This is a genomic window from Rahnella sp. CJA17(1/100), from assembly GCF_963881615.1.
GTDB lineage: Bacteria > Pseudomonadota > Gammaproteobacteria > Enterobacterales > Enterobacteriaceae > Rahnella > Rahnella aceris.
In genome coordinates, this window is sequence record NZ_CAWOJA010000083.1 from 191213 (window position 1) to 208888 (window position 17676).

The 17676-nt window shown below is 54.9% G+C and carries 17 protein-coding genes; 6 read left to right on the forward strand and 11 right to left on the reverse strand.

Going from position 1 to position 17676, the window contains the following annotated elements:
* The first annotated feature begins 64 nt into the window (after positions 1–64).
* Both AACU55_RS24365 and AACU55_RS24370 read left to right on the forward strand, forming a co-directional pair.
* Entirely contained in the window at positions 65–685 is a 621-nt protein-coding gene (locus AACU55_RS24365; RefSeq protein ID WP_037034973.1) for a glutathione S-transferase, read from the forward strand.
* 6 nt (positions 686–691) lie between these two features.
* The gene (locus AACU55_RS24370; RefSeq protein WP_112197676.1) at positions 692–1612 is read left to right on the forward strand and encodes a pyridoxamine 5'-phosphate oxidase family protein; all 921 of its coding nucleotides are present in this window, start codon (positions 692–694) and stop codon (positions 1610–1612) included.
* Here the strand turns inward: AACU55_RS24370 and AACU55_RS24375 are convergent.
* The 7 genes from AACU55_RS24375 to yihU all read right to left on the reverse strand — a co-directional run bounded on the left by AACU55_RS24375 (position 1594) and on the right by yihU (position 10036).
* Positions 1594–1947 (reverse strand): MmcQ/YjbR family DNA-binding protein, encoded by a 354-nt coding sequence (locus AACU55_RS24375; RefSeq protein WP_134706290.1) that lies wholly within the window; start codon positions 1945–1947, stop codon positions 1594–1596. The genes AACU55_RS24370 and AACU55_RS24375 overlap by 19 nt on opposite strands.
* Before the next feature lie 77 nt (positions 1948–2024).
* Positions 2025–3440, reverse strand: coding sequence for an MFS transporter (locus tag AACU55_RS24380; RefSeq protein WP_134706291.1), 1416 nt, complete (start codon positions 3438–3440; stop codon positions 2025–2027).
* 46 nt (positions 3441–3486) lie between these two features.
* Complete coding sequence (locus AACU55_RS24385) at positions 3487–4872, reverse strand: MFS transporter (RefSeq protein WP_134706292.1); 1386 nt, start codon at positions 4870–4872, stop codon at positions 3487–3489.
* A gap of 55 nt (positions 4873–4927) precedes the next feature.
* A complete protein-coding gene (locus tag AACU55_RS24390) occupies positions 4928–6964 on the reverse strand; it encodes an alpha-glucosidase (protein WP_134706293.1) in 2037 nt (678 codons plus the stop codon).
* 17 nt (positions 6965–6981) lie between these two features.
* Positions 6982–8223: a sulfoquinovose isomerase gene (gene yihS / locus AACU55_RS24395; RefSeq protein ID WP_134706294.1), complete on the reverse strand. Its 1242-nt coding sequence runs from the start codon at positions 8221–8223 to the stop codon at positions 6982–6984.
* 15 nt (positions 8224–8238) lie between these two features.
* Positions 8239–9117, reverse strand: coding sequence for a sulfofructosephosphate aldolase (gene yihT, locus AACU55_RS24400; protein WP_134706295.1), 879 nt, complete (start codon positions 9115–9117; stop codon positions 8239–8241).
* Positions 9118–9139: 22 nt separating this feature from the next.
* Entirely contained in the window at positions 9140–10036 is an 897-nt protein-coding gene (yihU, locus tag AACU55_RS24405; protein ID WP_037034962.1) for a sulfolactaldehyde 3-reductase, read from the reverse strand.
* A gap of 172 nt (positions 10037–10208) precedes the next feature.
* Here yihU and AACU55_RS24410 point away from each other — a divergent pair, with 172 nt between their 5' ends.
* Together AACU55_RS24410 and AACU55_RS24415 are read left to right on the forward strand one after the other, a co-directional pair.
* Positions 10209–11105, forward strand: coding sequence for a sugar kinase (locus tag AACU55_RS24410; protein ID WP_134706296.1), 897 nt, complete (start codon positions 10209–10211; stop codon positions 11103–11105).
* A 36-nt stretch (positions 11106–11141) separates the two neighbouring features.
* Positions 11142–11927, forward strand: a complete 786-nt coding sequence (locus AACU55_RS24415) for a DeoR/GlpR family DNA-binding transcription regulator (RefSeq protein WP_134706297.1) — start codon at positions 11142–11144, stop codon at positions 11925–11927.
* A gap of 103 nt (positions 11928–12030) precedes the next feature.
* Here the strand turns inward: AACU55_RS24415 and AACU55_RS24420 are convergent, their stop codons facing one another.
* Positions 12031–13224, reverse strand: a complete 1194-nt coding sequence (locus AACU55_RS24420) for an amino acid aminotransferase (protein ID WP_037035117.1) — start codon at positions 13222–13224, stop codon at positions 12031–12033.
* Positions 13225–13449: 225 nt separating this feature from the next.
* Here AACU55_RS24420 and AACU55_RS24425 point away from each other — a divergent pair, with 225 nt between their 5' ends.
* On the forward strand, positions 13450–14199 hold the full coding sequence (locus tag AACU55_RS24425) for a 3-oxoacyl-ACP reductase family protein (protein WP_037034960.1): 750 nt from the start codon (positions 13450–13452) through the stop codon (positions 14197–14199).
* A 61-nt stretch (positions 14200–14260) separates the two neighbouring features.
* Here the strand turns inward: AACU55_RS24425 and AACU55_RS24430 are convergent, their stop codons facing one another.
* Together AACU55_RS24430 and AACU55_RS24435 are read right to left on the reverse strand one after the other, a co-directional pair.
* Positions 14261–14893: a YitT family protein gene (locus tag AACU55_RS24430; protein ID WP_013577359.1), complete on the reverse strand. Its 633-nt coding sequence runs from the start codon at positions 14891–14893 to the stop codon at positions 14261–14263.
* A gap of 245 nt (positions 14894–15138) precedes the next feature.
* Complete coding sequence (locus tag AACU55_RS24435) at positions 15139–15603, reverse strand: Lrp/AsnC family transcriptional regulator (RefSeq protein ID WP_013577360.1); 465 nt, start codon at positions 15601–15603, stop codon at positions 15139–15141.
* 134 nt (positions 15604–15737) lie between these two features.
* On the opposite strand from AACU55_RS24435, the gene AACU55_RS24440 reads away from it, so the two are divergent.
* Entirely contained in the window at positions 15738–16517 is a 780-nt protein-coding gene (locus AACU55_RS24440; RefSeq protein WP_037034959.1) for a transporter substrate-binding domain-containing protein, read from the forward strand.
* Positions 16518–16520: 3 nt separating this feature from the next.
* Here the strand turns inward: AACU55_RS24440 and alr are convergent, their stop codons facing one another.
* The gene (alr, locus tag AACU55_RS24445; RefSeq protein WP_134706298.1) at positions 16521–17600 is read right to left on the reverse strand and encodes an alanine racemase; all 1080 of its coding nucleotides are present in this window, start codon (positions 17598–17600) and stop codon (positions 16521–16523) included.
* Positions 17601–17676 lie beyond the last annotated feature (76 nt).

Sequence of the window (17676 nt, forward strand, 5' to 3'; positions counted from 1 at the left end):
TCGTGGATCCCAATCATTTGATGCAAGAGTAATCTTGACGCCAGACCCATAAAGGAGACATTCCATGCCAGCCATTCAACTTTACAGCACACCGCTTTCCGGCCATTGCCACCGCGTAACTCTGTTGCTGAACATGCTCAGCCTGCCCTTTGAGAACAAAGACGGCGGCAAAGACATTCGTCAAACCGCCGAATTCGCGCAGTTAAATCCGCTGCAGCAGGTGCCGGTGCTGACCGACGGTGAACTCGTTGTCACCGACAGCAATGCGATTCTGGTGTATCTGGTGAAACGTTACGCGCCCGACAGCCACTGGTTGCCGGAAGATCCGGTGCAGGCCGCTGAGGTGCAAAAATGGTTGTCCCGCGCCGCCGGTGAAGTGCGTTACGGCCCGGCATCTGCCCGTATGGTGAAACAGTTCGCGGCCCCGGAATCTTATGAAAGCGCGCTGGCCGTGACAGCAAAGTTTCTGCCACAGCTTGAACAGCATCTGGAAAGCCGCGAGTTTCTGGCGACGGAGCGGGCAACGATTGCCGATCTGGCCTGTTACAGCTATGTGGCGACGGCACCGGAAGGCGGCGTTTCACTGGCGGATTACCCGGCGATTCGCCGCTGGCTGAAACGGGTGGAAAGCCTGCCGGGCTTTACGCCACTTCCGGCGTTGCCACTGCCTGAAATGGCGGGGTAAAACGCGATGAACAATCCTTTCCATGCAGACGAAATCCTGGCACAGGACATGGCAGGGTTTGATGTTTCCGCACACGGCATCCGCGATGCGATGCCGGAACAGCACCGGCTTTTTTTCGCCGCGCTGCCGTATCTGTTTATCTCAACACTGGACGAAAACGGCTGGCCGGTGGCAACTCTGCTGACCGGCCCCGCCGGGTTTATCAGTACGCCGGATGACATCCATTTGCGGATAAATGCGCCGCGACGGGCGGACGATCCGGCCCTGGCCGCTTTACAGCCGGGGAAACAGATTGGCGGGCTGGGGATCGATTTTTCCAACCGGCGGCGTAACCGCGTGAACGGCAGGATCGGGCGCATGGATAAAAACCGCATTGAGATCGTCGTCGATCAAAGTTTTGGTAATTGTCCGCAGTATATCCAGATACGCAAACTGGCCGATGTGCCCGTCAGTTTGCCGCTGGCTGCGCGGGAGGATATGACCGAACCGGATGCTGACGCCCGCGCACTGATTGCCCGCGCCGATACGTTTTTTATCGCCAGCCACGCGCACGGCGGTGCCGATGTGTCGCATCGCGGCGGCCAGCCGGGATTTGCGCATCTGGTGGGAAACCGCTTGTGGGTGCCTGATTTTCGCGGCAACCGTTATATGAATACGCTGGGGAATTTGCTGGCAGAACCGCGTGCAGCGCTGCTGTTTATCGATTTCGAAAACGGTGACCTGCTGCATCTTCAGGGACACACGCAAATCCACTGGCAGCCGGAGGATATTCCCGGGCCAGCAGGCGCAGAACGTTACTGGAGTCTGGACATCACCCGCGTGTGGCGCTTTCGCGGCGCACTGCCGTGGCGGGCAGAGGTGGCGGACTTCTCTCCTGCAACCCTCAGCAGTGGCAACTGGCCGGATAATCAGCGGCCAATTTCCTGACGCACCGCCTCCGGCAGACCGGATACCACCAACTGGTAGGAATCATCAATCAGATAATAAAACTGTGAATCGGGCAGCGAGCCGTCGAGGAACACCGTATTCCAGTGCGCTTTGTTGAGATGATCTCCCGGCACAATATCCGGATGTGCTGCCCGTAATTGCTCTGCCAGTTCAGGGCTGGTTTTCAGCGAAATAGCCTCGCGGCCATCAATTTCACACACCATGGCAAACATCGCGTCGCCCACTTTTACCTGATTTGCAGCGCGCTGATTTTCAACACTTTGCTCCGCACCGGGTTTTCCCATGCAATAGGTCAGCAATTCCGAACTGGTCATGTTTGGGTTTCTCCTTGTAACGTGATGGCTACGTAGCACGAAAGTGCCCTCGGTTAACCATAGCAAACCTGAACGATTTACAGGCTTAACACAGACGTCTTTTCTTTGCCGGTGACCGGATCTGAAATCTCCCCTTTTTTGCGCGCACCGATTTCCTCAATGATTCTGGCAAAGCGTTCCTCATTGAGTTTGTAAAATACGCCCATAATGATCGCCGCACTGATAGCCAGTGCACAGGGCCAGATAAAGATCAGCTGGCGCAAACCGAGTAAGGTCGCGCTGCCCTGCACCGCATTCGGGACATAACCGATTTGAGTCAGCATAATTCCCGGCAGGAATCCGGCAAGCGCGGCAGATATTTTCCGTGAAAAGGTATAACCGGTATACACCGAGCCTTCGGCACGAATACCGGTTTTCCATTCGCCGTAATCCACGGTATCTGGCACCAGCGCCCAGTTCAGGCTGTTGACAAATGCGGTGCCAAAAAATGCCATGCAGGAAAACAGCACAAAGCTTAACGAGCTGTTTCCCCACAGGAAATTAAGCATATCGCCGGTTGCCCATAACAGTAATCCCCCCAGGTACACCTGTTTTTTGCCAAAGCGTTTCACGCAACCCGGCACCAGAAAGACACCGACCTGAATGCAGCCCATGCTGAAAAACCCCATCCACGACAACAGATGAATATCATTAAGCACGTACTGCGTGTAATACACCTGGATCGCCAGTTTGATGTTAAACGCCGCCAGCGTACACAGATTGGCGAGGCACAGTACCAGCAACGGCGGATTACGAAATATGGCGCGAAACGACCGCAGGATGCCGGATTTATGTCCCGCAGGCGTGAGTTCAACGTAACGTTCCCTGACGCCGCGATAGCACCAGCCCATACACAGAATGCCGCTGGTGGCGAAAATCAGGGCAGCGGAGAAATACCCCACCGAAGGGGTATTGCCGAACAACGCCTGTACCGGCATAAACCCGACGGTACACAACAATAATCCGAGCGTGGCACCGCCCTGGCGCCAGGCGGCAAGCTGCGCCCGTTCATGGGGATTTTTGGTGATAGCGGGCACCATCGCGCCGTATGAACAATTCATCAGGCTGTAGAACAAGCCGAACAACATAAACAGTACGGTGGCGAGTGCCGTTTTCACCGGCAGGCCGAAATCATTCGCCATAAACTGCGCCGTCGCGATCAACCCTACCGGCACGGAGGCATACAAAATGAACGGTCTGAACTTACCCCGCGCACCAATATGACGGCGGGAATCAAGTAACACGCCGGTCAGCATATCGGTGAAAGCGGTGAAAAACTTCGCCACCAGGAAGATGATGCCGCCATAAAACGCCGGCATGCCCAGTTCATCGGTATAAAACTTCAGGAGATACAGCGTCCCGATACACAACATCAGGTTCGAGCCAAAATCGCCCATTCCATAGGCGCACTTCTCACGCAACGTCAGCGGATCAGGGTGATGACAATCCTTCATAGGCGATCCTCAAAGCGCCCCGCAGGGCGCTGTTACAGTGAATGCATTATACCGTCTGCTTACGCTGCTCAATTTCCGCAACGATGCGCACGTACATTTTCTCGTTGAGGTTATAGAAACAGCCCATCGCCACGATGGTGATTGCCGCCAGCGCACAGGGATAAATGAAGATCAACTGACGCAGCCCTTCCTGCGTGTGCGCCGACTGCACCACGTTAGGCACATAGCCGATTTGCGTCAGCATCAGGCCGGGGAAGAACCCCGCCAGTGCCTGTGAAACTTTGCGAAAGAAGGTGAAACCGGTGTAGACCGTGCCTTCCGAACGCACGCCGGTGCGCCACTCGCCGTATTCCACCGTGTCGGACACCAGCGCCCAGTTCAGGCTATTGACGAACGCCGATCCGAAGAACGCCAGACAGGAGAACGCGACAAAGCTGACCGAGCCGCTGCCATAGAAGTAGTTAAGGATGTCGCCGACAATCCACAGCGTCAGACCGCCGATATACACTTTTTTCTTACCGAATCGCCGGACGGCGGCAGGCATCAGGAACACGCCAATGAAAATGCATCCCATGCTGAAAAAACCCATATAAGAGAGCAGGATCGGGTCATTCAGCACGTACTGTGTGTAATAAACCTGAATCGCCAGTTTGACGTTAAACGCCCCCAGCGTGCAGAGATTGGCGATGCACAGAATGAACAGCGGACGGTTACCGGCAATCGCCCGGAATGACGGCAACAGCCCCGGTTTTTGCGTATGACTGGCGGGCTGCGCCTCGACATAACGCTCTTTCACGCCGGCATAACACAGCCACATAAACAGTAACCCGACCAGCGAGAACAGCGTCGCCGCAAAGATATAACTGCGCTGCGCATGACCTTCAAGCAGGTTCATCACCGGCACAAAACCGACAGTGCACAACAGCAGTCCCAGCGTGGCACCGCCCTGCCGCCATGCCGCGAGTGACGCCCGCTCGTCCGGGTTTTTGGTGATAGCAGGCACCATCGCGCCATACGAGCAATTCATCATGCTGAAAAACAGCCCGTACAACATAAACAACAGTGTTGCCACGACGGTTTTACCGGTGATTTCAAACGGTGTGCCGACGAAATTGGCGACGGCCAGCAACGTCACCGGAAACGCGGCGTACAATACGAAGGGGCGGAATTTGCCCTTTGGCCCGATCTTACGGCGCGAATCCAGCATGATGCCGGTACCCATATCGGTAAATGCGGTAAAGAATTTGGCGATCAAAAAGATAATGCCGCCGTAAGTCCCCGGCAGGCCGAGCACGTCAGTGTAAAATTTCAGCAGGTACAGCGTGCCAATATCGAGCAGGATATTGGAGCCTAAATCCCCCATGCCGTAGGCCAGTTTTTCCCTGAAAGGCAGGCGCAGGGTCGCGGGGTTTTCCGATGTTGTCTGACTCATTATTATTCTCCTTCACCCGCCGGGGCGATGTATTCCCCCCGGCGGGCAAGCCTTATCAGAGGTGACGTAATGCACCGAACAGCGCTGCCCACTCGCTGTCTGCACGATAAAAGACCGGCGGCTGTCCTAACGGCGCGGCCACCGTAATATCGCCGCCGTGATGCGTTTCCCCGGTCCAGGCGTTGATCCACGTATCCTGCGGCAGATACAGCGACCAGTCGCTGCGCCCTTCTTCATGCACCGGTGCCACCAGCAGATCGCGGCCAAACAGGTACTGATATTTCAGGGCATACGTGCGGGCATCGTCTTCGTAATGCAGGAACAACGGACGCATCACCGGTAAACCGCGCTGACTGTTTTGTTGCACGGCCTGCCGGATATACGGTTTGAGATGAGTGAACACGCCGGTCATGCGGGCGAAATGCGCAATGGTTTCCGCGTCGCCGTCAAACTGCCAGTTGTCGCCCGGACGGTTGCCTTCGTGAGTGCGCATCATCGGGGTGAAGGCGCTGAAATCGCACCAGCGCAGCAGCAGTTCTTTGCTGCGTTTCATCTCGAACAGCGTGGTGTAACCGCCAATATCGCTGTGATGCAGACCGTGGCCGCTCATTGCCAGCGACAAAGCCGCCGGGATCACCGAGGCCAGCCCGTCGTCCAGGCTCCAGTCAACGTTCTGATCACCCGCCCACATCATCGTCGAATATTTCTGGCTGCCGGTGTAACCGGCGCGCATAAAGAACAGCACCTCGCCGAGCTTGCCGGTTTCCTGCAAGGCTTCGTAGTTACATTTCGCCCACAGTGCGGGCCAGGCGTTATGCATGATTTCCGCACTGACGCCGTTGTGCAGGAAGGTATCGGTTGGCAGATATTCACCGAAATCCGCCATCCAGCCGCCACATCCCAGTTCAATCAGGTTCTTTTTGATGACGTTTTTGAACCAGTCATAGGCAGCAGGATTGGTCAGATCGACCACGCCTGCGTAAAACTCGCCGAACTCGACGTGATAATCGCCCCCCGTGGCATCTTTGGTCAGATAGCCTTTTTTTGAGGCTTCGGCACACAAATCCCGATCGCTGGCGACATACGGATTGATGTAAGAAAGGAACTGCACGCCCTCTTCTTTCCACTGAGGAATACGCTGGTCGAGTTGCGGATACAGCTCACTGTTCCACTTCCAGTTCCACATCACGCGTTTGCCGAATGAGGTCATGCGGATACCGGACCAGTCCTGCGCCCAGATGCCGTTGACCTTCACGCCGCCTTCGCGCATCACGTCGAGTTTCTGCTGGCAGACTTCCGTGCCGCCCTGAATACCCAGCGTCACGCCGTCGTATACCCAGTCCGGTAATTCCGGCTGGCGGCCCAACAGCGCAGTGAGTTTTTCCAGCAGGCTGATATAGTCGTCGGCGCATTCAAAACGCAGCGTGGCGCTATCTTCCCAGAAGGCCAGTTCGTGGTAGTCCGGCGCGCTGAAATCGAAATTCATATAACCGCTGTTTTCAACATGGCAGTAAACCTTCTGCGTGCTGACAAAGGTCGGCTGGGGGAAGAACGTCCAGTAATAGTCGCCGCCTGCGTTCTCTTTGCAGTCGGCCTGCCAGGTCACATAGGTTTGTTTGTTGCGCCCGACGCCCTGCTCGCTGGTCCACAGCGGGAAAGGTTTGCCGCGCAAATCAAAGTAAGAGAATTGTTCACCGCAGCCGTAAATATGATCTTGCGGTTGCGCCGCCAGCCGAAGCCAGATGCGGTTATGTGCGCGGTTATCATTTTGCAGGTTGAGCTGTAAACGCCCGTTATCATCGGTGGTGATAACCAGCGTGGCGCTGAGCGTATCGCCACGGCTGAAATGTAAGTGCCATCCCGCGGGTTGCGCAGTGATCTTAACGTCTGTCAGGGCGACCTTTTCATTCAGACGATCTTTAATACTGAAATTACCGCGAAACATATCGATATCCGCTTCGCCGCCGCCAATCCACAAACAAGGCGCTTGCGCGGTATGACGTAAAATCAGACGCTGCTGATAAATCAGCGAAAATTCGTTATTACCGGCGATAAATTCAATCTGAGTATTTTTATTTTGTAGGGTACTCATGATGGTCTCCGTGATTTTTATTTTGCATTAACGTCCAGCAGACCCGCAGCCACGGCAGGCGCCAGCCCAGGTGCCAGCGGCAGACGCGGGATCACCAGGCAGTGCAGCAGATGATAAATATCCTGTTTGCCGTCCCAGACTTTGGTGGTGACGTTGTTGTCAGTGTCCAGCTCCTGCCACCACGAACCATTTTCGTAGTCCATCAGGTATTTCACGCAGTAATCCCACCAGGTCTGATACCAGGTTTCGTATTGCGCCTCACCGGTCACGCAGTGCAGTGCATACGCGGTGCCCATTGCCTCAACAACCGGCCAGCGCACGCGTTCACGCACGATGGGTTTCCCGTCCCAGTCAACGGAATAAACAAAACCGTCTGCGCCATCCGGCGCCCAGGCATCGCGGAGGGTGGCGTGGAACAGCCCTTTGGCATCTTCCAGCAACCAGGCTGGTGGCGTTTCAAAACGGGCTTCCAGCGCGGCATGCAGATGCAGCATCAGCCGTCCCCATTCGATCCAATGCCCCGGCGTGCCGCCGTAAGCGCGGAAACGGTGCGCCGGATTATCTTTGTTGTAATCGCGGATCGGGTTCCAGTGCGTATCGAAATGTTCATTAACGCGATACTCGCCGGGCCGGGCGACGTCATGAATAATGACCGAGGCAATTCTCAATGCGCGATCCAGCCATTTGCGTTCGTGCGTGACGTCATAAACAATCAGGAAAGCTTCGACAGCGTGCATATTCGCATTGCCGCCGCGATAGGCTTCGGTTTCGCTGAACGCTTCATCCCACGACTCGAGACACATCTGTTCGTCTTCACTCCAGAAATACTTTTCGATCACGCCGATGGCCTGATCGAGTAACGCTCTGGCCTCAGGATGGCCGGTGGTGACCGCGCTGGCGGCGCCCAGCAAAACAAAGAAATGCTGATAACCTTGTTTCGAGGCATCCACCACGCCTTCATCATTTACGCAGGCGTACCAGCCGCCGTATTGTTTATCCGCCAGCGCGCCATTGAGGGCACGAATGCCGTGATCCACCAGCGCATACGCACCGGGACGCCCCATGCCTGCGGCAACGGAATAGACGTGCAGCATGCGGGCAGTGATCCACAAATGGGTGCCCATCTCTGCCCGGACCTGGCCGTTATTGCCCAGCCAGCCAAAGCCGGTGGCCACAGCGGCATTTTTGCCAAAATCGAAGATCCGGTCGGTTTCCTGCTCAAGCCAGCGATGGTGGCTCAACGTGTTAAACCATTTCATTTTCCACTCCTTTCGTTAGCGGCGGCGCGCCATCATCTCGTCCACAATGTCGCCCAGACGTTGTAATTTCGGCGCGGAAACATCCCTGAGCATGAGTTCGGTATCAGGTAAACCGACCACGGATGACCAGACCGCACGGCCTGCGAGGAAACCGGACGCGCCCGCCGTCATGGCGACGCTGACCGCGCGCGGGAAGAGTTTTTCATCAACGCCGGAGGAGAGGATCACCCACGGCATATGAATATGTTCATTGAGGTGTTGCGATGCACGTAGCAGTTCAGCCTGCGTACCGCGTCCGCTGAGTGGCATTTCGACTTTATAAAGATCAGCGCCGCTGTCGCCGAGTTCTTTTGCGGCATCGATAATCGCCTGTTCGCGGTCAAATTTATCGCCACGGCGCGGCGGCCTGACCACCGGCTCGATAATGCTCAGCAGCCCGTGTGCATGGCAGCGTTGATTGAAGGCTTTCACCATCGCCAGACGTTGCTGCGGATCTTCATCGCTGCGCCACAGCACCAGTAATTTCAGCGCCTTACCGCCGTTTTCCCGGACCTGTTGCGGATCCACACTTTTATCGATCACCACGCTGTCCACCGGAATGCCGTTGCCCGGAATAAATTCGTCTGCCGCGACAATCATGGCGCAGCTTTTCGCGATGGCCTGTTGCTCAACAATCTGGCGGTAACAGAACTGCTGATCGACCAGAATCGCGGAGGCGTACGGCGATAAAATCCGCGCGGCATTGACTTTAAAATCAGTCAGCACCTGATCGGCGACCGGGGCTTTCGCGCCGGCTGCCGCGAACATTAAGCGCATCGCTTCCCGCTGATCGACCGCCAGCATGGCGAAGCCGCCGGAAGGACGGGTGATATCGTTAAGGCTGTAATGAGTCATTTAACTTTCCTTGGTTAATGCGTTACGGATGTGTTTTCTGAGCCAGACCGGCGCTGGTGCGCACCTGCTCAAGAATGGCGGTCCAGTCCTGACGCCCGCGCCCGGCGGCACGCGCCTGGTTGTACACTTCGCGGGAAGCCGCACCGAGCGGCATCGGCACATGCAACTGATTAGCGACGTCCAGCGCGATACCGAGGTCTTTATGGGCGAGGTCAATCATGAAGGCCGGTGACAAATCGCCTTTCAGCACTTTGTTCGGCCATGAGGTGGTGAAGTGACCTTTTCCGGCCGGGGTGCCGCTCATTACCTGCAGCGCCACATCAAAAGAGAGATCCAGCGCTTCGCACAGCACGGCGGCTTCGGCGGAGAGCGCATTCAGGGCGATACTCATGTAGTTATTGATCAGCTTGACGCGGATGCCTTTGCCCGGCCCGCCCGCATTAATCAGCTCCGAGCCCATCGCCATCAACACTGGCCTCGCGCGCTCAACCTGTTCTGCCGTGCCGCCTGCCAGTAGCAGTAAGGTACCGGCCACTGCGTGATCAGAGGTTCTGCCCACCGGCACATCCATCATGCTGAAACCTTTTTCATGCATCTGCGCAATCAGCTTGTCGGTCTGTAACGGATGGATAGTCGACATATCAATAACCAGCGCGGACGGGCTCAGGGTTTCGCAAATACCATCACGGCCAAATAAAACCTCACTTACCAGATCGCCGTTGGGCAGCATAGTAATGACAAATTCTGCGCCCGCCGCCGCTTCTGCCGCGCTCTTGCTGCCCGTTGCCCCCTGCCGTATCAGTGAGTTAACCGTCTGCGGGTTGAGGTCGAACACCGCTAACCGGTGTCCCTGTTTAATCAGATTGGCCGCCATCGGAGCGCCCATTTGCCCCAGACCAATAAATGCCACGTTTGCCATCCGTCTCTCCTTTGTGCTGATCAGGCATGTCACTTTTTGATAATCAGCGGTGTCTGTGTTTGTCGTTTTTTGATCGTATTTGTAATTTAAGGTCAAAAAATTGACAGCCATCACTTTTTTAACAATTCGCTAAATTAAAATAACCCCATCAAAACACGCTTAAGGAATAGCCATGATTCGTATCGCCTGTGTCGGAATTACCGTGATGGACCGGATCTATTACGTTGAAGAACTGCCTGCGGAAGGAGGGAAGTATGTCGCTGAAAAATATCATGAAGTGGGTGGCGGTCCGGCGGCCACGGCTGCGGTGGCGGCGGCCAGACTGGGCGCACAGGTGGACTTTATTGGTCGCGTGGGCGATGACGATACCGGCAACCGGCTGCTCGCGGAGCTGGAATCCCTGGGGGTAAATACCCGCTATGTCCGTCGCGTTGAGCAGGCCCGTTCTTCGCAATCCGCCATTCTGGTGGACAACAAAGGTGAGCGGATCATCATCAATTATCCCAGCCCGGATTTACCCGTTTCCGCCACGTGGTTACAAGCCATCGACTTTTCCCAGTGGGATGTGGTGCTGGCTGATGTGCGCTGGCATGACGGCGCGAAGCAGGCGTTTACCCTGGCGCGCCAGGCCGGTGTGCTCACCGTGCTGGATGCCGATGTGACGCCACAGGATATCGCCGAACTGGTGGCGTTAAGCGACCACAGCGCCTTTTCCGCACCCGGTTTGCAACGGCTGACCGGAAAAACGGACGCCGGTGCTGCGTTAGTTGACGCCAAAACGCTCACAAATGGTCATGTGTATGTCACGCAGGGCGGGCAAGGTTGTCTCTGGCTGGAAAATGACCGTCTGCATCATCAGCCGGGTTTTGCCGTCAACGTAGTGGACACCACCGGCGCAGGGGATGTTTTTCACGGCGCACTGGCGGTCAGTCTGGCTCAGGGAGCGTCGCCCGCCGAAGCCGTGCGCTTTGCCAGCGGTGTTGCTGCACTGAAATGTACCCGGCCGGGTGGCCGTGCGGGGATACCTGACTGTGATCAGGCCCGGTCTTTTTTGTCACTTTCTGTATAGAATACGACTCAGACGCTCATTTTAAAGGATGTATCCATGAGTCTTACTGAACTGACCGGTAATCCGCGCCACGATCAACTGCTCGCATTGATTGCCGAGCGTGGTTACATGAACATTGAAGAACTGGCGGCGTTACTGGATGTCTCGACCCAAACCGCCCGCCGCGATATCCGCAAACTCAGCGATAAGGGGCTGATCACGCGCCATCACGGTGGCGCGGGGCGGGCCTCAAGTGTGGTCAATACTGCCTTTGAGCAGCGCGAGATTTCCTGGACGGAAGAGAAAAAAGCCATTGCGGAAGCCATCGCCGATTACATCCCCGACGGCTCAACGGTGTTTATCACCATTGGCACCACAGTCGAGCAGGTCGCGCATTCACTGCTCAATCATAACCGGTTGCGGATTATCACCAATTGTCTGCGCGTCGCGCATATTTTGTATAAGAACCCGCGCTTTGAGGTGATGGTGCCTGGCGGCACGCTGCGCCCGCATAATGGTGGCATTATCGGCCCGGCGGCCACGGCTTTTGTCGCCGGATTTCGTGCCGACTATCTGGTGACCAGCGTCGGCGCAATTGAAAGCGACGGTGCCCTGCTGGAATTCGATGTCAACGAGGCCAGCGTGGTGAAAACCATGATGGCGCATTCACGCCATATCCTGCTGGCTGCTGACCACACCAAATATCATGCCTCAGCGGCGGTCGAAATCGGCAATGTCTCACAGGCCACGGCGCTGTTCACCGACGAACTTCCGCCCGCCGGATTGCTCAAGGTGCTGAAAAACCATCAGGTCGAAGTGATAAAAGTCAGTACCGCGGAATAAAAAAGGCCGACATTTCTGTCGGCCTTAATCAACATCTTATCCCCTAAATAATTCGGGTTGCGGGAAGGCGGTAAGCTCACGCAGCCCGAAGTATGACAGGGATTTACTGAACCGCGGCGAAAGCCTCAGCCACTTGCTTCACATTGTGGTGATTCAGACCGGCCATGCAGACGCGGCCGCTGAGTATCAGGTAAACGCCAAATTCTTCACGCAGACGGACAACCTGCGCTTCGCTGAAACCGGTGTAGCTGAACATCCCGCGCTGTTGCAGCAGGTAGTCAAAATTACGGCCCGGCAAGGCGGTTTTCAGACTGTCGACCAGCGTGTGGCGCATTTCGAGAATACGGGTACGCATTTTCTCGACTTCGGCTTTCCACTGGGCATTCAGCGCGCTGTCGCTCAGGACTTTCGCCACTACTTTTGCGCCGAAGCTTGGCGGGCTGGAGTAGTTACGGCGCACGGTGGCTTTCAGTTGCCCCAGTACACGTCCCGCCGCATCGCTGTCTTCACAGACCACAGACAGACCACCGACGCGTTCGCCGTACAGGGAGAAGATTTTTGAGAAGGAGTTGCTGACGAAGCAGTTCACACCTGCCGCAGCCATCGCCCGGATGGCGTAAGCGTCATCGTCAATGCCCGCGCCAAAGCCCTGATAAGCGATGTCGAGGAACGGGATCAGCTCACGCTGTTTGGTGATTTCAATCACCTGATCCCACTGCGCTGGCGTCAGGTCAGAACCGGTCGGGTTGTGGCAGCAAGGGTGCAGCAACACAATGCTTTGCGCTGGCAAGGTTTTCAGGCGGTCAATCATCGCCGGGAAATTTACCCCCAGCGTCTCCGGGTCAAAGTATGGATAGGTATGCACTTTGAAGCCTGCGCCTGCAAAGATAGCCACGTGGTTTTCCCAGGTCGGGTCGCTCACGTAAACTTCTGAATTCGGGAAATAAAACTTCAGGAAATCAGCACCGACTTTCAGTGCGCCGGAACCGCCGACGGTCTGAATGGTCGCAATACGCTGTTGTTTCAGCGCCGGATGATCGGCACCAAACAGCAATTCCTGAATGCCTGCGCGGTATGCGGGCAGACCTTCCATTGGCAGATAGACTGACGCGGCCTGTGGCCCGGCGTTCAGTTGTTGCTCTGCATTTTCCACTGCCGCCAGTTGCGGAATAATACCCTGCTCGTCGTAATAAAGACCGATGCTCAGGTTTACCTTATCTTGTCTCGGATCGGTCTTGAAGCTTTCCATCAGCGACAAAATCGGGTCACCGGCATAGGCATCGACATGTTGGAACACGGTATACATCTCCTTGGTTTGGTTAAGTGGCGCTGCGATCCACATCCGGCAACCCGGCGCATCGCAACTGTTTCACAGACTATCAAAGTTCGTTAAAAAAGATGACAACTATGTTGTCGATTTTCGGGCACTCATTGCGTATCAAACCGTCCGTTCGCCTGAGATGCTGATCCGCTCACATCAACTACGATCAAATGGACATCTCATTCTTCCCGGAGCAAACCAATGACAACTCAACACTCACTGCAAGGTAAAGCCGCTTTCGTTCAGGGCGGTTCACGCGGCATCGGTGCCGCTATCGTTCAGCGTCTGGCCCGCGAAGGTGCCAGCGTGGCCTTCACCTACGTTTCTTCTGAAGAAAAAGCGCAGGCGCTGGTGAAAACCATTGAAGCCAGCGGCGGCAAAGCGCTGGCGATAAAAGCCGACAGCGCCGATGAAAGCAGCGTCCGTACTGCAATCGACAACGCGGCGAAAACGTTCGGTAAAATCGATATTCTGGTGAATAACGCCGGTGTGCTGGCGTTCGGCGAAATCGATGTGCTGACGATGGATGATTTCGACCGTACCATCGCCATTAATGTACGAAGCGTGTTTGTCGCCAGCCAGCAGGCGGCGCGTCACATGCCTGACGGCGGCCGCATCATCACCATCGGCAGCGTCAACGCCGACCGTATGCCGTTCCAGGGAGGCGCGGTGTACGCCATGAGCAAATCCGCCATCGTCGGCCTGACCAAAGGCCTGGCACGGGATTTGGGCCCGCGCGGCATTACCGTGAACAACGTACAACCCGGCCCGGTCGATACCGATATGAATCCGGCCGACGGCGAAATGGCTGACGGCATGCGTTCATTTATGGCACTCAACCGCTACGGCAAAGACAGCGAAATCGCCAGCTTTGTGGCCTATCTTTCCGGCCCTGAAGCGGGGTATATCACCGGCGCAAATCTGACGATTGACGGCGGTTTCGGCGCGTAACACTTGCCGGTTCATTCATAAAAATGGCGCAGCCCCCTGCGCCATTTTTTTATCCATTTCGTCAGACGCTGTAGCGCCCCGGACGGTGATTCATCGCAATGATCAGGTTGACGATCACCGCGCCCAGCACCGAAGCAATCAGCATTTCAAGGCTGACCACAAACAGCGATGCCAGCACGATGCAGCAGTCCACACCCATTTGCAGTTTACCGGCGCGGATGCCGTATTTGTCCTGCAGGAACAGCGCCAGAATGTTCACGCCGCCCAGACTGGCTTTGTGGCGGAACAGCACAATGAAGCCGATGCCCATAATCACATTGGCAAACAGCGTGGCGTAAAACGGCTGAAGATGATCGAAATGAACAAACAGCGGATGCAAATCAGAAAACACGGAAACCAGCGCGACAGCAGCAAAAGTTTTCAGTGTGAACTGCAAACCCATGCGACGAAAAGAGAGGTAATAAAAAGGTAAGTTGATGATAAAAAAGGCCGTACCGAACGATACCTGCGTTACGTAATGCGCCAGAAACGCCATTCCCGCCGTGCCGCCGGTCAGTGCGCCGACCTGACGCAACATCACCACACCAAAAGAGACCATCAGCGTACCGATAATGATCGCCAGCGCATCTTCAACCAGCGTGTGCCCGATGCGTGGCTGCTCAACCGGCTGTTTGATGTCGTCTACACTTGCCATAATTCCCTGTACCTCAAAATAATAATACTAAAGACTGATTTTGAGATAATTAATGAGATGGAGAGTTAAGGCAATATTCACGCATAGAATTTGCATTAAAAATCGAAAATAAGATTTTATGACGCGTTAATTATTCTTTACATGCACAGATCACGCATATTAATTCAAAATATTGCACCATTAAAGTGAGTCTGCACCAAAATAAATCACCCAAACAGTGCACCTGAAATACGCCCTTATTTTTCTCAGCTCAGCGTCAATAAGCCGTTTTCTTTTAAACGGTTAAGCACTACCGATGTTTTTACGTGGGCGACACTTTTATGGACTGACAGAATTTGGCTGATCAACATGCTTAAACCGGCTAAATCTTTCACCGCAACTTTCAGCAAATAATCCGCATCGCCAGTGGTTTTATAGGCATCAATAATGGAATCGACTTCGCCCAGCATGCTGTGAAATGCATCGACCTGTGCGGGCAAATGATTGATAAGCCTGACTTCAATCAGACCAATCATGCCTAAGTCGAGGGCTTCCGGTGCCAGACGGGCATGATAGCCGAGAATGAGTTGTGCCTGTTCCAGACCAATCCGGCGGCGTGAACACTGTGATGCTGACAGTCCGACCAGCTCGCTTAGTTCCTGGTTAGTCAGTCTTCCGTTGGTTTGTAATAAGGTCAGAATTTTCAGATCGTAATCATCAATGCTGTACATGGCAGTGTTCCTGTCGCTTTAATTTTTATATGTGGATTCTTATTGCAAAAAACATTCCCACTATAACCAGTTATAAATACTTTTCGGCCGTTTTTTCTTATACTTGCGCATGATTTAAACGCAAGGAAAAAATAATGAAAAAAGTATTCTACTCTCTCGTTTTGCTGTCAGTTTTGCCCGGTCTCGCAATAGCAGAGCCGGCATCTTCACGCCTTGAACGCGTATTACAGAAAGGCTCGCTGAATGTCTGCACCACCGGCGACTATAAACCGTATACATTCTTGAAAGAAAACGGTGAGTATGAAGGCATTGATATTGCAATGGCGGAATCGCTGGCGGCGAGTCTGGATGTGAAAGTGAACTGGGTACCGGTCACCTGGAAATCTCTGCCGGACGAAATGAGCGCAGGGCATTGTGATATCGCGATGGGCGGGATTTCGGTCACGCTGAAACGCCAGCAAAAAGCCTGGTTTGCCAACGTACTGGATCAGGACGGCAAAATCCCCCTGGTGCGCTGCGAAAATGTGCGTCAGTACCAGACGGTTGAGCAGTTAAACCGTGCCTCCGTGCGCCTGATTGAACCGGCAGGCGGTACCAATGAAGCCTTCGTACACAGCCATCTGCCAAAAGGCACGCTGACCCTGAGCGATAACGTGACCATCTTCCAGAAACTGGTGGATAAGAAAGCGGATGTAATGATTACGGATGCTTCGGAAGCGCTGTTTCAGCAGAAACATTACCCGAAACTCTGTGCGGTAAACCCGAAGAAGCCGCTGCAATATGGCGAAAAGGCTTACATGCTGCCGCGTGATGACGTGAGCTGGAAGATGTATGTCGACCAGTGGCTGCACCTGAGCAAAGCCACTGGTGAATATCAGAAGATCGTCAGCCAGTGGCTGGCCGTGAAAAAGTAAGATTTAGTCGCCAATATAAACGCGGGCGACGCGCTCGCTGAGCTGGGTAATCAGCTCATAAGCACTGATACCGGTTGCCAGCGCAATGCGCTCAACCGGTAATTTCCCGCCCCAGAAAATCACTTCATCGCCGACCTTATCGGTCGCATCTGGCCCTAAATCGACAGTGATCATATCCATCGACACACGCCCGGCAACCGGCACTTCCCGACCATTGACCAAAACCGGCGTGCCGTTCGGCGCACTGCGCGGATAACCGTCGCCATACCCCATCGCCACCACGCCCAGGCGGGTATCACGGTTGCTGACCCAGGTACTGCCATAACCGACCGGCTCACCGGCAATATGTTCACGCACGGCGATCAGGCTGGAAGTCAGTGTCATTGCCGGTTGCAACCCGAAATCGCTGGCCGTACCGGTTTCCATCGGCGATACGCCGTACAAAATAATGCCGGGGCGAACCAGGTTCATATGCGATTCCGGCCACAACAAAATACCGCCGGAAGCCGCAATAGATTTTTGTCCCGGCTTGCCTTCGGCAAATTCATTAAAACAGTTCAGCTGTTTCGGTGTGGCGTCGCTTTCCGGTTCGTCCGCGCGGCAGAAATGGCTCATCATATTGACCGGCTGAACCACGTTTTTGCAGGCACTCAGACGCTGATAAAATGCATAGGCCTGTGCCGGATGAACGCCCAAACGGTGCATACCGGTATCGATTTTCAGCCAGACATTCAGCGGACGCGCGAGGTCAGCACTTTCCAGCGCATCAAGCTGTTCGAGGCTGTGAACAGCGGTATCAAGCTGATGTTCAATCAGCAACGGTAATTCGCTGGCGGAGAAAAAACCTTCGAGCAGGAGGATGGGTTTTACCACACCGGCTTTACGCAGCATCAGCGCTTCGCTAAGCCGGGAAACGCCGTAATAATCGGCATCCTGCAAACTATGCACCGTCTCCAGCAGACCGTGCCCATAAGCGTTTGCTTTCACTACCGCAACCAGACGACTTTGTGGCGCCAGATGACGCACCCGTTGCAGATTGTGTCGCAGAGCGCGGCGATCAATGACAGCCGTAGCCGCTTTCATTTTGAGTCCTTTGCATGAATTTGAGAGTTTCTGATAGCAAGGCTGAGAACCAAACCCCACCTAGCCTCCCCTTGTG

Excerpts from the sequence above, each read along its gene's own strand:
- AACU55_RS24365 (WP_037034973.1), top strand. The coding sequence starts at position 65 with ATGCCAGCCATTCAACTTTACAGCACACCGCTTTCCGGCCATTGCCAC.
- AACU55_RS24370 (WP_112197676.1), top strand. The coding sequence starts at position 692 with ATGAACAATCCTTTCCATGCAGACGAAATCCTGGCACAGGACATGGCA.
- AACU55_RS24375 (WP_134706290.1), bottom strand. The coding sequence starts at position 1,947 with ATGACCAGTTCGGAATTGCTGACCTATTGCATGGGAAAACCCGGTGCG.
- AACU55_RS24380 (WP_134706291.1), bottom strand. The coding sequence starts at position 3,440 with ATGAAGGATTGTCATCACCCTGATCCGCTGACGTTGCGTGAGAAGTGC.
- AACU55_RS24385 (WP_134706292.1), bottom strand. The coding sequence starts at position 4,872 with ATGAGTCAGACAACATCGGAAAACCCCGCGACCCTGCGCCTGCCTTTC.
- AACU55_RS24390 (WP_134706293.1), bottom strand. The coding sequence starts at position 6,964 with ATGAGTACCCTACAAAATAAAAATACTCAGATTGAATTTATCGCCGGT.
- yihS (WP_134706294.1), bottom strand. The coding sequence starts at position 8,223 with ATGAAATGGTTTAACACGTTGAGCCACCATCGCTGGCTTGAGCAGGAA.
- yihT (WP_134706295.1), bottom strand. The coding sequence starts at position 9,117 with ATGACTCATTACAGCCTTAACGATATCACCCGTCCTTCCGGCGGCTTC.
- yihU (WP_037034962.1), bottom strand. The coding sequence starts at position 10,036 with ATGGCAAACGTGGCATTTATTGGTCTGGGGCAAATGGGCGCTCCGATG.
- AACU55_RS24410 (WP_134706296.1), top strand. The coding sequence starts at position 10,209 with ATGATTCGTATCGCCTGTGTCGGAATTACCGTGATGGACCGGATCTAT.
- AACU55_RS24415 (WP_134706297.1), top strand. The coding sequence starts at position 11,142 with ATGAGTCTTACTGAACTGACCGGTAATCCGCGCCACGATCAACTGCTC.
- AACU55_RS24425 (WP_037034960.1), top strand. The coding sequence starts at position 13,450 with ATGACAACTCAACACTCACTGCAAGGTAAAGCCGCTTTCGTTCAGGGC.
- AACU55_RS24430 (WP_013577359.1), bottom strand. The coding sequence starts at position 14,893 with ATGGCAAGTGTAGACGACATCAAACAGCCGGTTGAGCAGCCACGCATC.
- AACU55_RS24435 (WP_013577360.1), bottom strand. The coding sequence starts at position 15,603 with ATGTACAGCATTGATGATTACGATCTGAAAATTCTGACCTTATTACAA.
- AACU55_RS24440 (WP_037034959.1), top strand. The coding sequence starts at position 15,738 with ATGAAAAAAGTATTCTACTCTCTCGTTTTGCTGTCAGTTTTGCCCGGT.
- alr (WP_134706298.1), bottom strand. The coding sequence starts at position 17,600 with ATGAAAGCGGCTACGGCTGTCATTGATCGCCGCGCTCTGCGACACAAT.